We start from the raw sequence: 15,305 nt of genomic DNA on the forward strand, positions 1-15,305 counted from the left end.
TCTCGTAGTCCCTGACGAGCTACCGGCCGCCCTCCGCTTCATCCCATCGCGACGCCGCGCAAGTGCAAAATCAATGGGGCGTGGCCGCCGCTTACGCAGCGCTGACGACAGGTTGCGGATCTTGCTCCGGTAGAGGTCCGACAGGTGGCCTGCTGCCGGTTCCGTGGACACCGGGTTAGGGTTGCATAGCTCGGTCCGCGACCGCCTTGCGCTCGAACTGTGCTTCGAAAGACACCTTCTGCGCGGGGAAAACCGCCTCGATGAGGGCGGGCGCATCCTTCAGGGAAACGGGGGCAACTTCGTTCATTCAGATCTCGTCGTCAAAAAGGTCGAGGGTCGGCCGGTCGCTGGCCTTCCCGATTTGTCTTCTGGCGCGGGGCTGCATCAGATCGCACTGTGCGACATTTCCAAGTGCGTGTCGAAGGGCGAGCCGCAAGCTGCGACCGGCGTCCTTTACCGTTTTGGTGGCCATCGCCGTCATGCCAAAGCGCCACCAACGTTCATCCGGGCGAAGCGCCAGCGTTTTTCCGCAAGAACCAACTGCGCTCCTATGTCTTGCATTGCAGACCTGCGGGTTGACATTCTGCTGCCCCGCTCTTTTGCTGGCCATACAGATGAGGCAAGCACAGATAGCGGGACATATGATCGAGGTTGAGGGCGTCACCAAAATATTCGGGTCCGGCACGGAGGCGTTTACCGCGCTCGATGACGTGTCGGTCACGATCAGTTCGAACGAGTTCTTCACCCTTCTCGGCCCGTCGGGATGCGGCAAGACCACGCTGTTGCGGGTGATCGCGGGATTCATCGACCCGACGCGCGGCAAGGTGGCGCTGGATGGCGAGGACCTGCTCACCCGCCCGCCCTATGAACGCCCGGTCAACACGGTGTTCCAGTCCTACGCACTGTTTCCGCATATGACCGTCGCGGAAAACATCGCCTTCGGTCTCGAGATGCTGAAGAAACCCCGTGCGGAGATCTCGGCCACGGTCGAGGAGATGCTGGCGCTGGTCAAGATGACCGAGATGGCCGACCGGCGCACGGATCAGATCTCGGGCGGCCAACAGCAGCGTGTGGCGCTCGCCCGGGCGCTTGCCCCGCGCCCCAAGGTGCTGCTTCTCGACGAGCCGCTCTCGGCGCTCGACTTCAAGCTGCGAAAGGACATGCAACTGGAACTCAAGCGCTTGCAGAACGAGACCGGCATCACCTTCATCTTCGTCACCCACGATCAGGACGAGGCGCTGACCATGTCGGACCGTCTGGCTGTAATGAATGCCGGTCAAATCCGGCAGATCGGCAGCCCGCGCGATATCTACGACCATCCCGCCGAACGTTTTGTCGCTGATTTCATCGGCGATACGAATTTCCTGAAGGCGGAACTCGTGGGCATGTCGGGCGATGCGGCGCAGGTCAGGCTGGCCTCGGGGGCCGAGATCGCAGCGCGCGCGGCCGAGGGCGGCCCGACGGCGGGCGGTCCGGTCACGATGGCGGTGAGGCCCGAGCATGCCACGCTGGAGGCGCCCGAGGATGCGCTGCTCACCGGGCGCATGGCCAACGTGATCTATGTCGGCACCGATACCCATTACCACGTCGAACTTGACGACGGCGAACGGTTTGTCGTGCGCCGCCAGAATGCCCCCGGCCAGGCGCAGGATTGGCAGGAGGGCGACACCGTGGGCGTGCGCTTTGCGGCGGGCGTCGGCCAGGTGCTGAGGGACTGAGGCCATGACCGATCTCGCCACCGCCCGCACCCGGCGCACCCGCCAGACCCGCGCGCTTCTGCTGGCCCCGGCCATGCTGATCCTGCTGGTTGCGGCCACCGGTCCCTTGTTGATCGTGCTGGTCTATTCCTTCCTCACCCCCGGCGATTACGGCGGGGTGGTCTGGGAATTCTCGACCGATGCCTGGATGAACGTGGTGGTGGAGCGCGACTTCTTCAGCGGCGAGCTGCAACTGGCAGATGCGCATCTGTCCGTCCTGTGGCGTTCGGTGAAGCTGTCGATCCTGACCATGATCCTGGCCTTCCTCTTCGGCTTTCCCACCGCCTATTTCATCGCCACCCGGCCGCGCGGGCAGCGGGACGTGTGGATGCTGCTGATCATGATCCCGTTCTGGACCAACCTGCTGATCCGCACCTTTGCGATCATGGAACTGATCCGCAACCAGGGCACGCTCAACACGGTGCTGATCTGGCTCGGGGTGATCGACCAGCCGATCCAGATGCTGTTCACCGAATTCTCGCTGCTTCTGGGGATGACCTATGTCTACCTGCCGCTGATGATCCTGCCGATCTACGCCTCGATGGAGCGGCTGGATTTCAACCTCGTGGAGGCCGCCTATGATCTTTACGCCACGCGGATCGCAGTGCTGCGCAAGATCATCTTTCCGCTGGTCAAGCCCGGCGTCGTGGCGGGGTCGATCCTCGTCTTCGTGCCCTGCCTGGGCGCGTATGTGACGCCGCGGGTTCTGGGCGGCGGCAAGCAATTGATGCTGGGCAACCTGATCGAGCTGCAATTCGGACAGCTGCGCAACTGGCCGCTTGGGGCCGCCCTGTCGCTCACCCTGCTGGTGATCGTGACGGTGGCGCTGCTGTTTTATGTGCGTGCCATCGGGCGTGAGGGAGAGCGTCATGTCTAGACGCGGCTTCGACGTGCGCCGACAGCCCGGCTTCACCACGGTGGCACTTTTCTGCTTCGTGGTGCTCTACCTGCCGATCATCCTGCTGGTGATCTATTCCTTCAACGCGGGTGAATCGATCGCGATCTGGGAAGGCTTCTCCTGGCGCTGGTATGTCTCGGCCTGGGACAATGATAAGGTGCAGGCCGCCACGATACGCTCACTGGTGGTGGCCATCTCGGCCTCGGGTGTCGCCACCACGGCGGCGGTGCTGGCGGCACTCGCGACCACCCGCACCACCCCCTGGCGCGGCCAGACCCTGGCCTTTGCGCTGATCAACCAGCCGCTGATGGTGCCCGAGATCGTCACCGCCGTGGCACTCCTGATCTTCTTCGCGCTGATCAAGGTCTGGACCGGCTATACCGGGCTGGGCTATCTCATCCTCGCCCATGCCGCCTTTTGCCTGCCGTTCGCTTATATGCCGATCCGCGCCCGGTTGCAGGGCATGGATCTCAGCCTTGAACAGGCGGCGGCCGATCTTTACGGCACGCCCTTTCAGGTCTTTCGCCGCATCACCCTGCCGCAGCTTTTCCCCGGCATCCTCGCGGGGGCGATGCTGGCTTTCGTAATTTCGCTTGACGATGTGGTGATCACCGAATTCGTCAAATCCGCCGGACAGGATACCCTGCCCACCTACATGCTGGGACAGCTCCGGCGGGTGATCACCCCCGAGATCAACGCGATTTCCACCGCGCTTCTGGCCATCTCTGTTATTCTGGTGACCGGCTTTTTCCTACTTAGCCGCAAGCGCACATAAACCCTACCCAACAGGAGGACTACCCATGAGACGCATCCTTGCCACCACGACCGCACTGGCCCTTGCCGGCGGCGGCGCCTCGGCCGAAGGTGAGCTCAACATCTACAACTGGGGCAACTACACCAGCCCTGAAATGATCGAGAAGTTCGAGAAGGAACACGATGTCGCGGTGACCATCACCGACTATGACAGCAACGACACCGCGCTCGCCAAGATCAAGGCCGGCGGACATGGCTTTGACATCGTGGTGCCCTCGGGGACCTATATCCCGATTTTCGTCGGCGAGGGGCTCTTGATGAAGTCCAACCCCAACGAGATGGAGAATTTCGAGCATATGAACGACCGCTGGGTCGATGTGGAGTTCGACCCGGGCCGCGAATATTCGGTGCCGTGGCAATGGGGCACCGTGGGCGTCACCGTCGACACGTCGGTCTATGACGGCGACATCAACACCGCCGCAGTGATCTTCGATCCGCCCGAGGAGTTGCGCGGCAAGATCAACGTCGTCCCCGAGATGAACGACGTGATGGGCATGGCGATCCATTACATGGGCGGCGATCAGTGCACAGGTGATCGCGAGGTGCTGGAAAAGGTCCGCGACAAGGTGGTCGAGGCCAAGCAGCACTGGCTGTCGATGGCCTATGGCAATGTCGAGAAATTCGCTGCGGGTGACCTGGCCGCCGGGGTCAACTGGAACGGGGCGTCGCTGCGCTCGCGCCTGCTGAACGAGGATATCGCCTTCGGCTACCCGCAAGAGGGGTTCCCGATCTGGATGGACAATGCCGCAATCCTCGCCGATGCGCAGAATGTCGAGAACGCGAAGCTGTTCCTCAACTTCATCATGGAGCCGGAAAACGCCGCCATGCTGTCAAACTTCGCACGCTATGCCAACGGCATTGACGGCTCTGGCGAGTACATGGACGAAGTCATGGCCAAGGCCCCCGAAGTGATGATCCCGGACGAGCTTGCCGATGCGGGCTACATCGCCCGGACCTGCCCGCCCGATGTGCAGAAGATCTACAGCGCGATCTGGACCGAGGTGAAAAAGTAAGCGCCTCTCGCGCGGCCCGTTCGGTGCGGGCCGCGCAATTAATTTCTTCCCAGTCAATCAACCCCACGCGAGGCCCATCATGGCGCAGACGCCCGAAACCGTGATCCTCAACGGCCGTCTCATCACCTTCGATCCCGACCGCCTGCGCGCCGAGGCACTGGCGATTTCCGGCGGCACCATCGCCGCGGTGGGCTCTACCTCCGAGATCAGGGCGCTGGCCGGTCCGGGCACGCGGGTGCTGGATGCGGGCGGGGCCACGGTGCTGCCGGGCTTCATCGACAGCCATGTGCATCTGTTCGGCGGTTCGGTGGAACTGGGTTATCTCGATCTCCACGGGGTCGGCGACGAGGACGCGCTGCGCGACAAGGTGCGCGCCTGGGCCGCTGCGTGCCCCGACGACCGCGTGGTCTTTGCCGTGCAGGCCGATTACGCCATCCTGGGCGAGGGGCGGCAGACCACCCGTCACGATCTCGACAGGGTTCTGCCCGACCGCCCCTTCGCCATGTTCGCCCCCGATCACCACACCATCTGGGCCAACACCAAAGCGCTCGAGGCAGCGGGCGTGCTGCGGGGCGGGCCGGTGGACAAGGGCGCGCAGATCGTCATGGGCGAGGCCGGGCTCGCCACCGGCGAATTGCAGGAGCCCTCCGCCTATGCGCCGGTGCTGCGCCTCACCCGCCATGCCGGGCGCGACATGATGGGGCTGATCACCGGTGCCAACCCAGAGCCGCCCGCGACGGCGGCCGAGCGCGCGCTCGACAAGGCTGCGATCGCGCGCGGCATGAAACATTGCGCCAGCCACGGCATCACCGGGCTGCACAACATGGACGGCAATCTCTATCAGCTCGAACTGCTGTCCGAGATGGAAGACGAGGGCACGCTTTTGTGCCGCACCGAGGTGCCGTTCCATTACAAGAGCTTCGACCCGCTCGACCGCTTCGAGGAGGCCGAGGAGATGCGCCGCCGCTACGCCGGTGACATGGTCTGGTGCAACCGGGTCAAGATGTTCATGGACGGTGTCACCGAAAGCCGCACGGCGCTGATGCTGCGTCCCTATCCCGGCACCGACCATATCGGCGACGCGGTGTTCGAGCCCGAGCATTTCAACGCCGCCTGCATCCGCGCCGACGCGATGGGGCTCCAGATCGCCACCCATGCCATCGGCGATCTGGCGATCCGCCGCACGCTCGACGGCTACGAGGCGGCGCGGGACGCCAACGGTGTCCGCGACGCACGCCACCGGGTCGAACATATCGAGGTGCTGCATCCCGACGATCTGCCGCGCTTCGGCACGCTTGGCGTGGTGGCCTCAATGCAGCCCGGTCACGCGCCCTTTGGCGGCATTTTTCCGCCCGGTGGCATGTCGGCTCTCTTGCACGCAGACCAGATCCCGCTCAGCTTCGCGTGGCGCGATCTGCGCGCGCATGCGCCGCGACTGTGCTTTTCCACCGACTGGCCGGTGATCGGCGTCGAGGTGATGCCGAGCGTCAAGGCGGCGGTCGCCCCCGTTGATCTCGGCGCGCTGTGGCAAGATCAGAGCCAGAGCCTGATCGACACGCTGCAAAGCTATACCGCCGACAACGCCTGGCTGGAATTCAACGAGCACCGCAAGGGCATGCTGCGTGCGGGCATGATGGCCGATATCGCGGTGATGTCCCACGATCTCGAGGCGATGGAGCCTGACCGCCTCGACCGGGCACGTGCCGCGCTCACCCTGTGCGGCGGCCGGATCACCTGGGAGGCATGAGTCGCCCTGATCTGCGCCGCCCTGGACGATGGGCTGCGCTTGCTCAGGTCGACTCGGTGGCCGCAAGGCGCGAGATGGCTTCGCCGCTGATCTCCTGTCGCCCGGCGGCCCATGTCCGACGCGCCTGCAGCGCCACCCGTTCCAGAACCTCTTGTGGCGGGCGGTTTGTGGCCGCCGGGCGCATCCCGTCCTCGTGAAAGAGATATAGACGCGAGGCGAAGGTCTCGAAGGGCAGCGAGGCCTCGCCGAACCGCTCACCGGCCCCGTGCGTCGAGACCACCGCGCCGTCGCCCCAATCCTGCCCTGAATCGTTGTTGGGATTGTAGAAATAGACCCGCATTTCGCCCGCGCGATCAGGCACCACGCGCAGGATTGTGATGGCATGCCAGCCGACGAAACGCGCGGCGGCATCGGTGGCCGCAATACCTGCGGGCTGCGGGTGGATGACCGGTTCGCCGCCATTGTAATCGGGATGATAGGCGGTGTGAAAGCGGGCGATGAAATCCTCTATCCCCGCGAGCGCCCCGGTCGGCACATCGACCGCCACGGCGCAGGCGCGGCCCACCCACCAGCCATGAAATTCCGGGTTGATCCAGATATGCGGATCGTCGTTGCGCGCGGCACACAGACGGCCCATCTCGGCATAGATCCGGTCGAGATGCGGCACCAGTACGACCGAGACGGGATCGGCATCGAGCGGCGCGCCCATGGCGAGCCCCGCAGGCAGATCGGCGGCGTTGATCGCGCTGCCCTCGAAATGCATCATCACCGTGTCGACATGTGCCGCCTGTGCCACCAGATGCAGCAGGTAGTCGGGATCGTTCTGCGCCCACATCGCGATGGCGCGGGCCGATTGGCAGGTCGGGTTCGCGCCTTGCCCCACGCCCAGAGGCAGGCCGAGAACCTGGATGCAGCCCGCCAGCAGCAGGTCGGCGGGCGGTGCCGCGTTCAATCCGGCCATCGACAGGCGCTCGGCGACGGCGGGGCAGGGCTCCAGTGCGAGTTGCCGACGCAGGGCCGGGGCGATCGGGGCATGATGCAGGATGCCCCGGTCGAGCATCAGTGACATGCCGTAAAGCGCCTGCGCCGTTGCAGGTCGCACCGCGCGGCGGATGAGTTCGATGACAAGGCCGCGATGGTGTTGCAGACAATCACGGCCCGTGGTGCCGAGGCCGAGCGTGTCCGCGACCATGCCATCGTGCTCGGTATCCAGCACCCAGGTCAGAAAGGCGGCGTGGTAATCCGACACGAGGCCGGTATCGTGCATCGCCCGTGCAAGCCCCTGCGCCTCGTGGCGCAGGTCGGTCTCGTCCATCACGGTCAGGCGGTCGAGATAGATGTCGAGGCCCGGATCGCCCATGCAGGCGGAGGTCGGGCCGAACAGCGCCGAGACCAGACGGTCGGCCCCAAGACGCCGGTCACCGATCTCGCCGCCGCGTTCGGCAAGCGTCATCGACATCTGTGCGATCATGTCCTTGACATGCGCCACCTGTACAGGGCGCTGCCGCAGGATGCGCCAGATCTCGTCGACCAATTCTCCCAGCACATCCTGAAAGCCGACATGCTCGGCCAGATATTTGAACAGCGCATTGATCGTGGCCTGTCTTGCGCCCGCCTCGCGCGCGGCCTCGTCCGTGGTGCCGAAAAACCGCCGCATATTGAGGGCGAGCACCTGTGTCAGGAAGCGCCGGGCGGCGGCGGCATGGATATGCGGATGCTCGGTCTCGCCCTTGGTGACGGCAAGCAGGCGCAGCAGGCTCACCGCCTCGGCGGCGACCAAGGCGGGCGCGCCATGCTCGAGCGTGCCGCCCACGAGGCCCGGCAGCAGGTTGGCGGGCGCATCCCAGTCGGACCCGGCAAACAGCCCGGCCGCATCCATGCGCGGGGCCAGTGCGTGCAGCCGCTCCAGCCCGCCGGGCACGGCCATCATGCGCCCCGCCACATCCAGAACCTGCGCCTGAAAACGCGGCTTGGCGAAGGGGCGGGCCTGATCGAGATGGGTCAGCGGCCCTTCAAGTGTGGCGGCGAGGCGATCCGCCTCGCCCGCCTGATCGGCGCCGTACATCAGAGACCCTCTGCGATATGGTCAAACATAGAAATCCAGCTCTTCCTGTGCCTTGAGAAGATCGCGCAGCCGGTGCGGATCCTCACCAAAGAAATACACCAGCCCCCAATGGGTACCGAAGGCGGTGCGCTTTGTCACCTTCTGCTCCATCGGCTGGGCCAGTTCGTGAAATTCGAAATAGGAATCCTGTGCCGTCGCCTCGGGGATTTCCATCCGCTCGACCACCCGACGGCGCGGATAGGCCCCGAAACAGCCGGCATGGCCCTTGGCGTCTTCGACCGGAGTCGGGAAGAAGGCGTCAAGCTCCTCCTGCGTGGTCTTGGGATCGAAGGCCAGCACGATCCCCTGATAGCCGTCGAAGCCGTAAGCCCGCTCGATCAGTTCCAGCGCGTTGAAGCCGGGCGGCCGATAGGCGACCTCGCCGAAATACATCGTGCCGTCGCTGGTCACGAAATATTCCGGGTGGATGAAGCCGAAGTCGATGTCGAACGCCTTGATCAGCTTGTTGATCTCGGCCTCGATTCTGGGTCGCCAGGATTCAAGTTCCGGCGTCGCGGGCACGAAGACCGAATAACCGAGCGACACGTATTCCGAGATGTTGAGAAACTGGATCTTGCCGTCCTTGATCCAGGCCTCCACCGCGAATTCCCAGCCGTCGAGATGGCTTTCGAGCAGGGCCGGAAACTCGTCGTTCGAGATCGAATCGACATCCTCGACAGTGCGGATGGTGCGGTGCCCGAGGCAGCCCGCCTTGTCGAAGGCCTTGAAATGGATCGGGTCGTCGGGATCGCCCTCGAGCTTGAGCAGCGTCTGATTCACCCGCTTGAGAAAGCGCACCACATCGGCATGGTTGTCGGCCTCCTCGAAAATGCCCACGCGAATGCCCGCGAGCTGCGCACGGCGCTTCATCAGCGACTTGTCGCGAAACAGCATCGACTGGCCCAGAAGGCGCGGATTGTCGAGCAGCACGGAGTTGATCGCCCCGGCCCATTCGACGGTCTCTTCGTAAAGCGGGATGGCCACGTCGCAGCCCTCGTCCTTGAGGACTTGCGCGATCTCGTGAGAGCGTTCGTTGAGCCGGTCGAAATCCCACGGGATGAAGGGGATGTCATTGGCCTTGGCGTACTCTTCGGCCCAGGATGGCGCGACGATCACATAGCGCCTGTCAAATCGGTCGATGGCGTCGATCGCGTTCAGCGACCAGCCGAGGATCGCCACATAGCCCTTGTCAGGATTCTTTTCGGTCATTGTTGGCCTTTCACAAGATGTCTGGAAGAGAAGCGCGCGCCGGGGCCAAAAGGACGTGCGTCGGTGGACCAGGTGCCGCAGGTGACCCAAGGGTCCGACGGCACCTTTGGCGCTGGGAAAGTGCTTCATGTCATACAATTTAATTAGCATATCTAAGTAAAATTGCAAGACCCATGACCCTAAACAGGCTAGGCGTTTTGTTGCAGAGTGACCATTTTCAGCTTTTGCACTGCTCATAATCTCCGGATGCGGTCGATCCGAGCGTGAGCGGAGCGGCCCAAAAAATCCCGCTCATGGTATTTCGAAAATACTAAACATGAATCGGCATCACGTCAACGAGGGTCGCCCCCTAACGTCGCGGCGCTCGCCGGTCATCGCATCGCCTGTTGTCGAGGTTTCATGCCCGTCCGCTTTGATCCCGAAGCCGAATTCGTCTTTTGACCTCGCGGCCATGCCGTGTAGGGATGGCACAGGCGCAAGGGGCAATGGGCATGAAACATTTCACGACCGAAGCGGCGTTCAATGCCGCCGGGCTCGCGGGCGTGGTGGTCTACCTGACCTCCTATGCACTTCTTCAGGTCGGCCTCCTGCGGGGCAGCGGCTATGCCTATGCGGTGCTGAACCTCTGCGCCTCGAGCCTGGTTCTCATCAGCCTCACTGTGGCGTTCAACATGTCCTCGGCGATCATTCAGGTGTCGTGGATCGTCATCAGCCTCATGGGCATTGCGCGGCTGGCCTACATGAACGGCCGCGTGCGGTTCACCGCCGAGGAACAGGCCATGCTGCGGCACGTCTTTCCCGACATGCCGCCCCCCATTGCCCGCCGGTTCCTGAACCGGGGCACGTGGATGGATGCCGAGGAGGGCGCGGTGCTGACCGAAGAGGGGCAGCCCGTTGTCAACATGTACTATCTCGCGACGGGTGGCGCGCAGGTCTGGTCTGGCGGTCGGAAGATCGGCATCACCGAGTCCGGACTGGTGGGCGAGATGAACGTGCTCGCGGAGGGGGAGGCATCGGCCACCGTGCGGATCGCATCGCCGTCGCGGCTGTTCGTGATCTCGGGGGCGTCGCTGCGCCGCCTCACGGCACGCGATCCCGATTTCCGGATCCTGCTTGAGAACGGCATGAGCCGCGATACCGGGCGCAAGCTGATGCGCGCGAATGCACAGCTGTCGGCGCAGGTGGGTCAGCCGTGACCGCGGTCATGGTCCTTGCGACTCTGGCGCTGTTTCAGGTCAAGCATTATCTCGCCGATTTCCAGTGGCAGACGCTGTGGATGGCCGAGACCAAGGGGCGCTATGGCCATCCCGGCGGGCTGGTCCATGCGGGGCTGCACGGGCTGCTGAGCCTGCCCGTGCTGTGGCTGGCGGCCCCGGTCCGGCCCGGGCTTGTCGCCGCACTCGCGATCGCTGAGGTAGTGGTGCATTATCATATCGACTGGGCCAAGGCGCGGATCGTGGCGCGGCGCGGCATCGACGACCGCGACAGCGCATATTGGCATTTTCTGGGGCTCGATCAGGCGGCGCATCAGGTGACCTATCTGGCGATGCTGTGCGGGGTGGTTCTCGCCGCTCAGCCCTGAGCGTCGAGCCAGGCGATGAGATCGGGGATCACATCGCGCCCGGCATCGCGCCCGACAAGGCAATCCATGTGCCCGTAGCCGCGATAGACCCGACGGGTGAACCGTGCCTGCGACTTGGGCAGCGCGGCCTTGAGCCATCTCTGGGTGCGCAGCGTGGTCGATGGCAGGACCAGCTGGTTCATCTCGCCCGAGATGAAATGGATCGGGAAATCGAGCCGCGTCGGGTCGTCGAAATAGATGTCCTTGCCGCTGGCGCTTACCGCGCGGCCCCGCTGCATGATCCGCGACAGTTGCACGAACGGCCAGGTCGCCACCGGGCCAACCACCTGATTGAGCGCGTCATGCGTCGCGGCGTTGAGCTGGTCGTGGTTATAGACCGGACCGAACACGCCGAAGACGCGGTGGCAGGTCGGGCTGTTGCAGGACTCGCCGGTCGGGAAGGGCACGGAATAGACCAGCGCGTCGATCGCGGCGTCGAGTTGCGCCTGTTGCGGCATCGAACCTGCCGGGGGCACGCGTGTGCTCAGGTCAAACAGGTCGCGCGGCTCGGCCAGTCTCTCGATCACCGGGTTGCCGGTCATCGCCGCCAGCGCCGCCGCCATGCCGCTCTCGGCGTCGCCATGCAGAAGCTGCGCAAAATGCGTGTCGGCCTTCATCTGGTTGAACCAGCTTGTGACGGGATGCACGCTGAACTGGCTGACGATCATGTTGCGGACACGGGCGGTATATCCGCCCATCAGCGACATCATCGCGGTAAGCGCGCCGAGGCAATGCACCAGAAGCTGCACATCCCCGGCCTTGGTCCGGTCCAGAACGGTCTCGACCGCCCAGGGCCAGTCGGTGGCCGCGATGTCGTCGATGGTGTAATTCACCGCCGGGGGGGCACCCGGCATGTCGTTGGCGGGGCTGGCGCGGTGGTCAAATATCCAGACGTCATAGCCCGCAGCCGCCAGCATCCCGACAAGCGACTGGTCCTGCCCCTCCGGATAGGTGTTCATCGCGAACCCCATGCCGCGAAACCCGAACCCGTTGGCCACGATCACCGGGCCCTTCGTGCCGCCCTGAAAGCGGGTCAGGCGGATCGGGGCGCCATCGGCGGTGACATGTGTCACGGTCTCTGACGGGACCCCGGCAAGCGGTGGCATCGGATCGGGCGGCGCGTTGCGCGCGGGAAAATTGTAGAGATAGGCGGGCAAGCCGCCATAGACCTCGAAGATCAGCCGACCAAAGAATTCCGCCCCTTGCATCCCGCCCAGGGCGGTCAGGGCCTGCGCCCCAGGGCTGCCGCTTTGCATGCCGTAATTCGCGATGGCGTAGCGGATCGCGCGATTGAGGAAATCGGGCTGCTTTACCAGCCAAAACAGGTCGCCCCAGCCGATTCGGCGCAGCACGTCCCAGGCAAGCCCGGTCAGCGTGGCATCGCTGGCCATCGTGCCATGCACCGTCTGCGCCTGTTTGACGAGGTCCTGCACCCCCAGCGTCATCCGCCCGCGCAAGGCGGGCTGACCGGGGCGGGTGAGATCGACATCGAGCGTCGTCAGGTCGGTCCACCAGTTGCTGTCCGCGCGGCGGCGCAGCGTCTTGACCCCGTGAAAATGCGCGCCGGAGTCCAGATCGCCGTCATAGACCATCAACCAGGATGCGACCTCGGCGGCGTCCCGCCGCAACAGTTGGAATGTCGCCTTGGTGAAATGCTGTGTCTCAGCCTTGCCGGCCGGATCGGTCAGGACGACGCTGCCCGACAGCACCGCCTCATGGTCGCAATCCTGTGCCAGCATGCGCTCGATATCGGTGGTGCTGATCACGAACTGCCCGTCAATGCCATACCCTGCAACCGTCCCTTCGCGCGCGGCGATGGCGTAGGCGTCCGAGATCGGGTGCGGGCGGCTCTCGCGCACCTCGCTCAGCGCGCCCTCCATTTCCTCGCTGAAGGCCAGCCCCGGCGGGAACTCCCCGGCGATTTCGGTGATCAGAGCGACCAGATCGCGGGCGATCTTCGCCTCCGACTTGCCGGATAGCAAAACCTCGCGCGCACGCTGGAGATACCCGGCCAGCAGGCTTAGCGCAGGACCGATGTCGCCGCTCATGTCGGCGGTTTCGAAGGCGGTCCATGTGGCGGCATCCAGTCCCCGCCGTGTCCATTTTCCCAGCCCCGCAAAGAGGCTCTCAATACGTTTGCGCAACTCCTTGCGCACCGTCTCGGGCTCGGTGCCGATGCCGGTCACCCAGTCCTCCAGCACCTTGATTGCCTTTTCGATATCCCGTGCGGCAGTTGCCATCGGCGAGGGCGGTGCCTTTGGCGGGGTGTTGTCGAGGCGGGCCGATTGCGCGGGCTTCATCGGTTTTGTCTGCCAGCCCTCCCGCGCGATCAGCTCATTCATGGCCCGGATCGTGATGGCCGAGATCGTCAGGAGTGGATTGACCCCCAGCGAGGACGCGATCACCGCCCCGTCGCAGACCATCAGCCCCTCATGCACCTGCGTGCCCTCGCCGGTATAGACCCGGCAGTCGGCATCGACGACGCCGTCCCCGGGGTCGTCGGCCATGCGGCAGCCACCCACGGGATGCGTGGTGACCAGCTTCCAGCCATAGGGCTCGCTCCAGATCGGGTTGGGCAGATAATTGGCTTCGATCCCGTCGCTGGCCTGACGCAGAATTTCATTGTCGCGCGGGAACGGAAACTGCTTTCCCGCATCCGGCCAGCACACGGTGACCGGAGCGGGATGGTCGGGGTCGCGGTCATCCAGGACGATCTGCCCGCCCGCATCGTCATGCGACATCAGAAGGTAGGATTGCATCCGCGCGGTGGCCCCGGAATAGGACAGCCCCGCCAGCCCCTCGCCCGCCATCAGGTCGTTGCCCAGCGTGGCGATGTCCTGCAGGCGCCGCGTCGCGTCGGAAAAGCGCGTCAGGCTGGCCGTGGTCACGTCATCGCCGAAAAAGATCGCCGGATAGATCATCGACAGGGCGCCAGGGGCGACACCCTCCTCGATCAGCACGCCGTCGCGCAGCGGGTTCTGCTCATCCATGTCCACCCGGATGGTGCCCGCGATGCAGGGGCCGGGCCGGTAGGGGCCGCCATCTCGTCCGGTGGGGGCATGCGCGCCTGCGCCGATGCTGTGCAGCGGCGGCGGATCGGTCGGCGTCGTCTGCGCCGCGCCCGAGCCGGTGATATTGGCATCGAAACCGAAGGCCAGCACGTCGCCATTACCGGAAAACCCCTTGCCGAGCGCTGTCTGCGCCACCGGCAGCCCCGCCCTGGCCGAGCGCATCAGGATCTCGGTCGAGCCCAGCGTGCCCGCCGCCAGCACCACGCGCCGCGCCTTGAGATCGAGGCCAGTGCTGGCGGGCTGACCGAACGCCGCCGCGCGCACCCGCCATGTGCCATCCTCTCCTTGCGTCACGGTGCTGACCTCGGCCTCGGTCACGATCACCGCGCCATTGGCCGCCGCGTGCGGCAGGTAGTTCATCAGCGTGGTGTTCTTGGCTCCGTAATTGCAGCCGCCGCAACAATCGCCGCAGAGCGTGCAGGCGGCCTGCGGATTGCCGAAGGCATTGCAGCCGTTCTCGAAGGTGACGTTGATCGGGGGCCGCTGGAACGGCTGGTTCAGCGCCTTGGCCGATTGCTCCAACGCGCGCAGCTTGGGCAGGTCGTAATGCTCGGGCAGGGGGGTCGAGCCGAGCCCGTGATGCGCGGCCTTGTAGGCGTTGGGCATGTTGTTGGCCTTGTCGCCGTCGTCCCAGGCCTTGCCGCATGTCTGGTAGGCCTTGGGCCAGAGCTTGCGCCCCGCCGCATCCGTCTGGTCGAACACCCGCCGGTCGGCAGGCAGCGCGACATTCGCGTTGATCAGCGAGGTGCCGCCAAGACCGCAGCCGACCACCACGCTCATATCCTTGGCGATGCGCAGATCTAGCATCCCGTTGGTGTCGGTCAGCCGCCCGCCCTTGGCCGTGATGATCTGGGTTTCACGCGTGGCGGCTTGCAGGTCGCGGGGATACGCGCCGGGCAGGATCTCGCGACCGCGCTCCAGCAGCAGGACCGATTGCCCCGCCTCGGTCAGCATCTGCGCTGAGATCGCCCCGCCATAGCCCGAGCCGATGACGATGACGTCATAGGTGGTGCCGAGATCGGGGTCCGTCCCCTTGCGCGCCTCGGCCAGCTTGGTGGATATGCGCGTCATG

At 64.8% G+C, this 15,305-nt stretch carries 11 protein-coding genes; 7 read left to right on the forward strand and 4 right to left on the reverse strand.

The features are described from left to right. Positions 1-307: 307 nt before the first annotated feature. Positions 308-610 (reverse strand): DUF3780 domain-containing protein, encoded by a 303-nt coding sequence (locus ACSSV4_RS13900; RefSeq protein ID WP_454275728.1) that lies wholly within the window; start codon positions 608-610, stop codon positions 308-310. 31 nt (positions 611-641) lie between these two features. On the opposite strand from ACSSV4_RS13900, the gene ACSSV4_RS13905 reads away from it, so the two are divergent. The 5 genes from ACSSV4_RS13905 (at position 642) to ACSSV4_RS13925 (ending at position 6,228) form a co-directional block, all read left to right on the forward strand. Next, positions 642-1,718: an ABC transporter ATP-binding protein gene (locus ACSSV4_RS13905; protein ID WP_454275729.1), complete on the forward strand. Its 1,077-nt coding sequence runs from the start codon at positions 642-644 to the stop codon at positions 1,716-1,718. 4 nt (positions 1,719-1,722) lie between these two features. After that, complete coding sequence (locus tag ACSSV4_RS13910; RefSeq protein WP_454275730.1) at positions 1,723-2,634, forward strand: ABC transporter permease; 912 nt, start codon at positions 1,723-1,725, stop codon at positions 2,632-2,634. Continuing rightward, positions 2,627-3,430 (forward strand): ABC transporter permease, encoded by an 804-nt coding sequence (locus tag ACSSV4_RS13915; protein WP_454275731.1) that lies wholly within the window; start codon positions 2,627-2,629, stop codon positions 3,428-3,430. Before ACSSV4_RS13910 ends, ACSSV4_RS13915 begins: the two co-directional genes overlap by 8 nt. 25 nt (positions 3,431-3,455) lie before the next feature. Further along, a complete protein-coding gene (locus tag ACSSV4_RS13920; RefSeq protein ID WP_454275732.1) occupies positions 3,456-4,481 on the forward strand; it encodes an ABC transporter substrate-binding protein in 1,026 nt (341 codons plus the stop codon). A 79-nt stretch (positions 4,482-4,560) separates the two neighbouring features. After that, positions 4,561-6,228 carry an amidohydrolase gene (locus tag ACSSV4_RS13925; RefSeq protein ID WP_454275733.1) on the forward strand — a complete coding sequence of 556 codons (1,668 nt, stop codon included), beginning with the start codon at positions 4,561-4,563 and terminating at the stop codon, positions 6,226-6,228. Positions 6,229-6,271: 43 nt separating this feature from the next. Here the strand turns inward: ACSSV4_RS13925 and ACSSV4_RS13930 are convergent, their stop codons facing one another. Both ACSSV4_RS13930 and ACSSV4_RS13935 read right to left on the reverse strand, forming a co-directional pair. Next, positions 6,272-8,293, reverse strand: coding sequence for a hypothetical protein (locus tag ACSSV4_RS13930; RefSeq protein WP_454275734.1), 2,022 nt, complete (start codon positions 8,291-8,293; stop codon positions 6,272-6,274). 21 nt (positions 8,294-8,314) lie between these two features. Beyond that, positions 8,315-9,541: an ATP-grasp domain-containing protein gene (locus ACSSV4_RS13935; RefSeq protein WP_454275735.1), complete on the reverse strand. Its 1,227-nt coding sequence runs from the start codon at positions 9,539-9,541 to the stop codon at positions 8,315-8,317. A 491-nt stretch (positions 9,542-10,032) separates the two neighbouring features. Here ACSSV4_RS13935 and ACSSV4_RS13940 point away from each other — a divergent pair, with 491 nt between their 5' ends. Continuing rightward, on the forward strand, positions 10,033-10,737 hold the full coding sequence (locus ACSSV4_RS13940) for a Crp/Fnr family transcriptional regulator (protein WP_454275736.1): 705 nt from the start codon (positions 10,033-10,035) through the stop codon (positions 10,735-10,737). Further along, a complete protein-coding gene (locus ACSSV4_RS13945) occupies positions 10,734-11,123 on the forward strand; it encodes a DUF3307 domain-containing protein (RefSeq protein ID WP_454275737.1) in 390 nt (129 codons plus the stop codon). The genes ACSSV4_RS13940 and ACSSV4_RS13945 overlap by 4 nt, the downstream gene beginning before the upstream one ends. Here the strand turns inward: ACSSV4_RS13945 and ACSSV4_RS13950 are convergent. Continuing rightward, on the reverse strand, positions 11,114-15,304 hold the full coding sequence (locus ACSSV4_RS13950; RefSeq protein WP_454275738.1) for a GMC family oxidoreductase N-terminal domain-containing protein: 4,191 nt from the start codon (positions 15,302-15,304) through the stop codon (positions 11,114-11,116). The genes ACSSV4_RS13945 and ACSSV4_RS13950 overlap by 10 nt on opposite strands. Between the last annotated feature and the right edge of the window lies 1 nt (position 15,305).

This window comes from Roseovarius sp. MBR-154 (assembly GCF_053628595.1).

Bases quoted from the DNA above. Each gene is read 5' to 3' on its own strand.
- ACSSV4_RS13900 (WP_454275728.1), bottom strand. From the start codon at position 610: ATGGCCAGCAAAAGAGCGGGGCAGCAGAATGTCAACCCGCAGGTCTGC.
- ACSSV4_RS13905 (WP_454275729.1), top strand. From the start codon at position 642: ATGATCGAGGTTGAGGGCGTCACCAAAATATTCGGGTCCGGCACGGAG.
- ACSSV4_RS13910 (WP_454275730.1), top strand. From the start codon at position 1,723: ATGACCGATCTCGCCACCGCCCGCACCCGGCGCACCCGCCAGACCCGC.
- ACSSV4_RS13915 (WP_454275731.1), top strand. From the start codon at position 2,627: ATGTCTAGACGCGGCTTCGACGTGCGCCGACAGCCCGGCTTCACCACG.
- ACSSV4_RS13920 (WP_454275732.1), top strand. From the start codon at position 3,456: ATGAGACGCATCCTTGCCACCACGACCGCACTGGCCCTTGCCGGCGGC.
- ACSSV4_RS13925 (WP_454275733.1), top strand. From the start codon at position 4,561: ATGGCGCAGACGCCCGAAACCGTGATCCTCAACGGCCGTCTCATCACC.
- ACSSV4_RS13930 (WP_454275734.1), bottom strand. From the start codon at position 8,293: ATGTACGGCGCCGATCAGGCGGGCGAGGCGGATCGCCTCGCCGCCACA.
- ACSSV4_RS13935 (WP_454275735.1), bottom strand. From the start codon at position 9,541: ATGACCGAAAAGAATCCTGACAAGGGCTATGTGGCGATCCTCGGCTGG.
- ACSSV4_RS13940 (WP_454275736.1), top strand. From the start codon at position 10,033: ATGAAACATTTCACGACCGAAGCGGCGTTCAATGCCGCCGGGCTCGCG.
- ACSSV4_RS13950 (WP_454275738.1), bottom strand. From the start codon at position 15,304: ATGACGCGCATATCCACCAAGCTGGCCGAGGCGCGCAAGGGGACGGAC.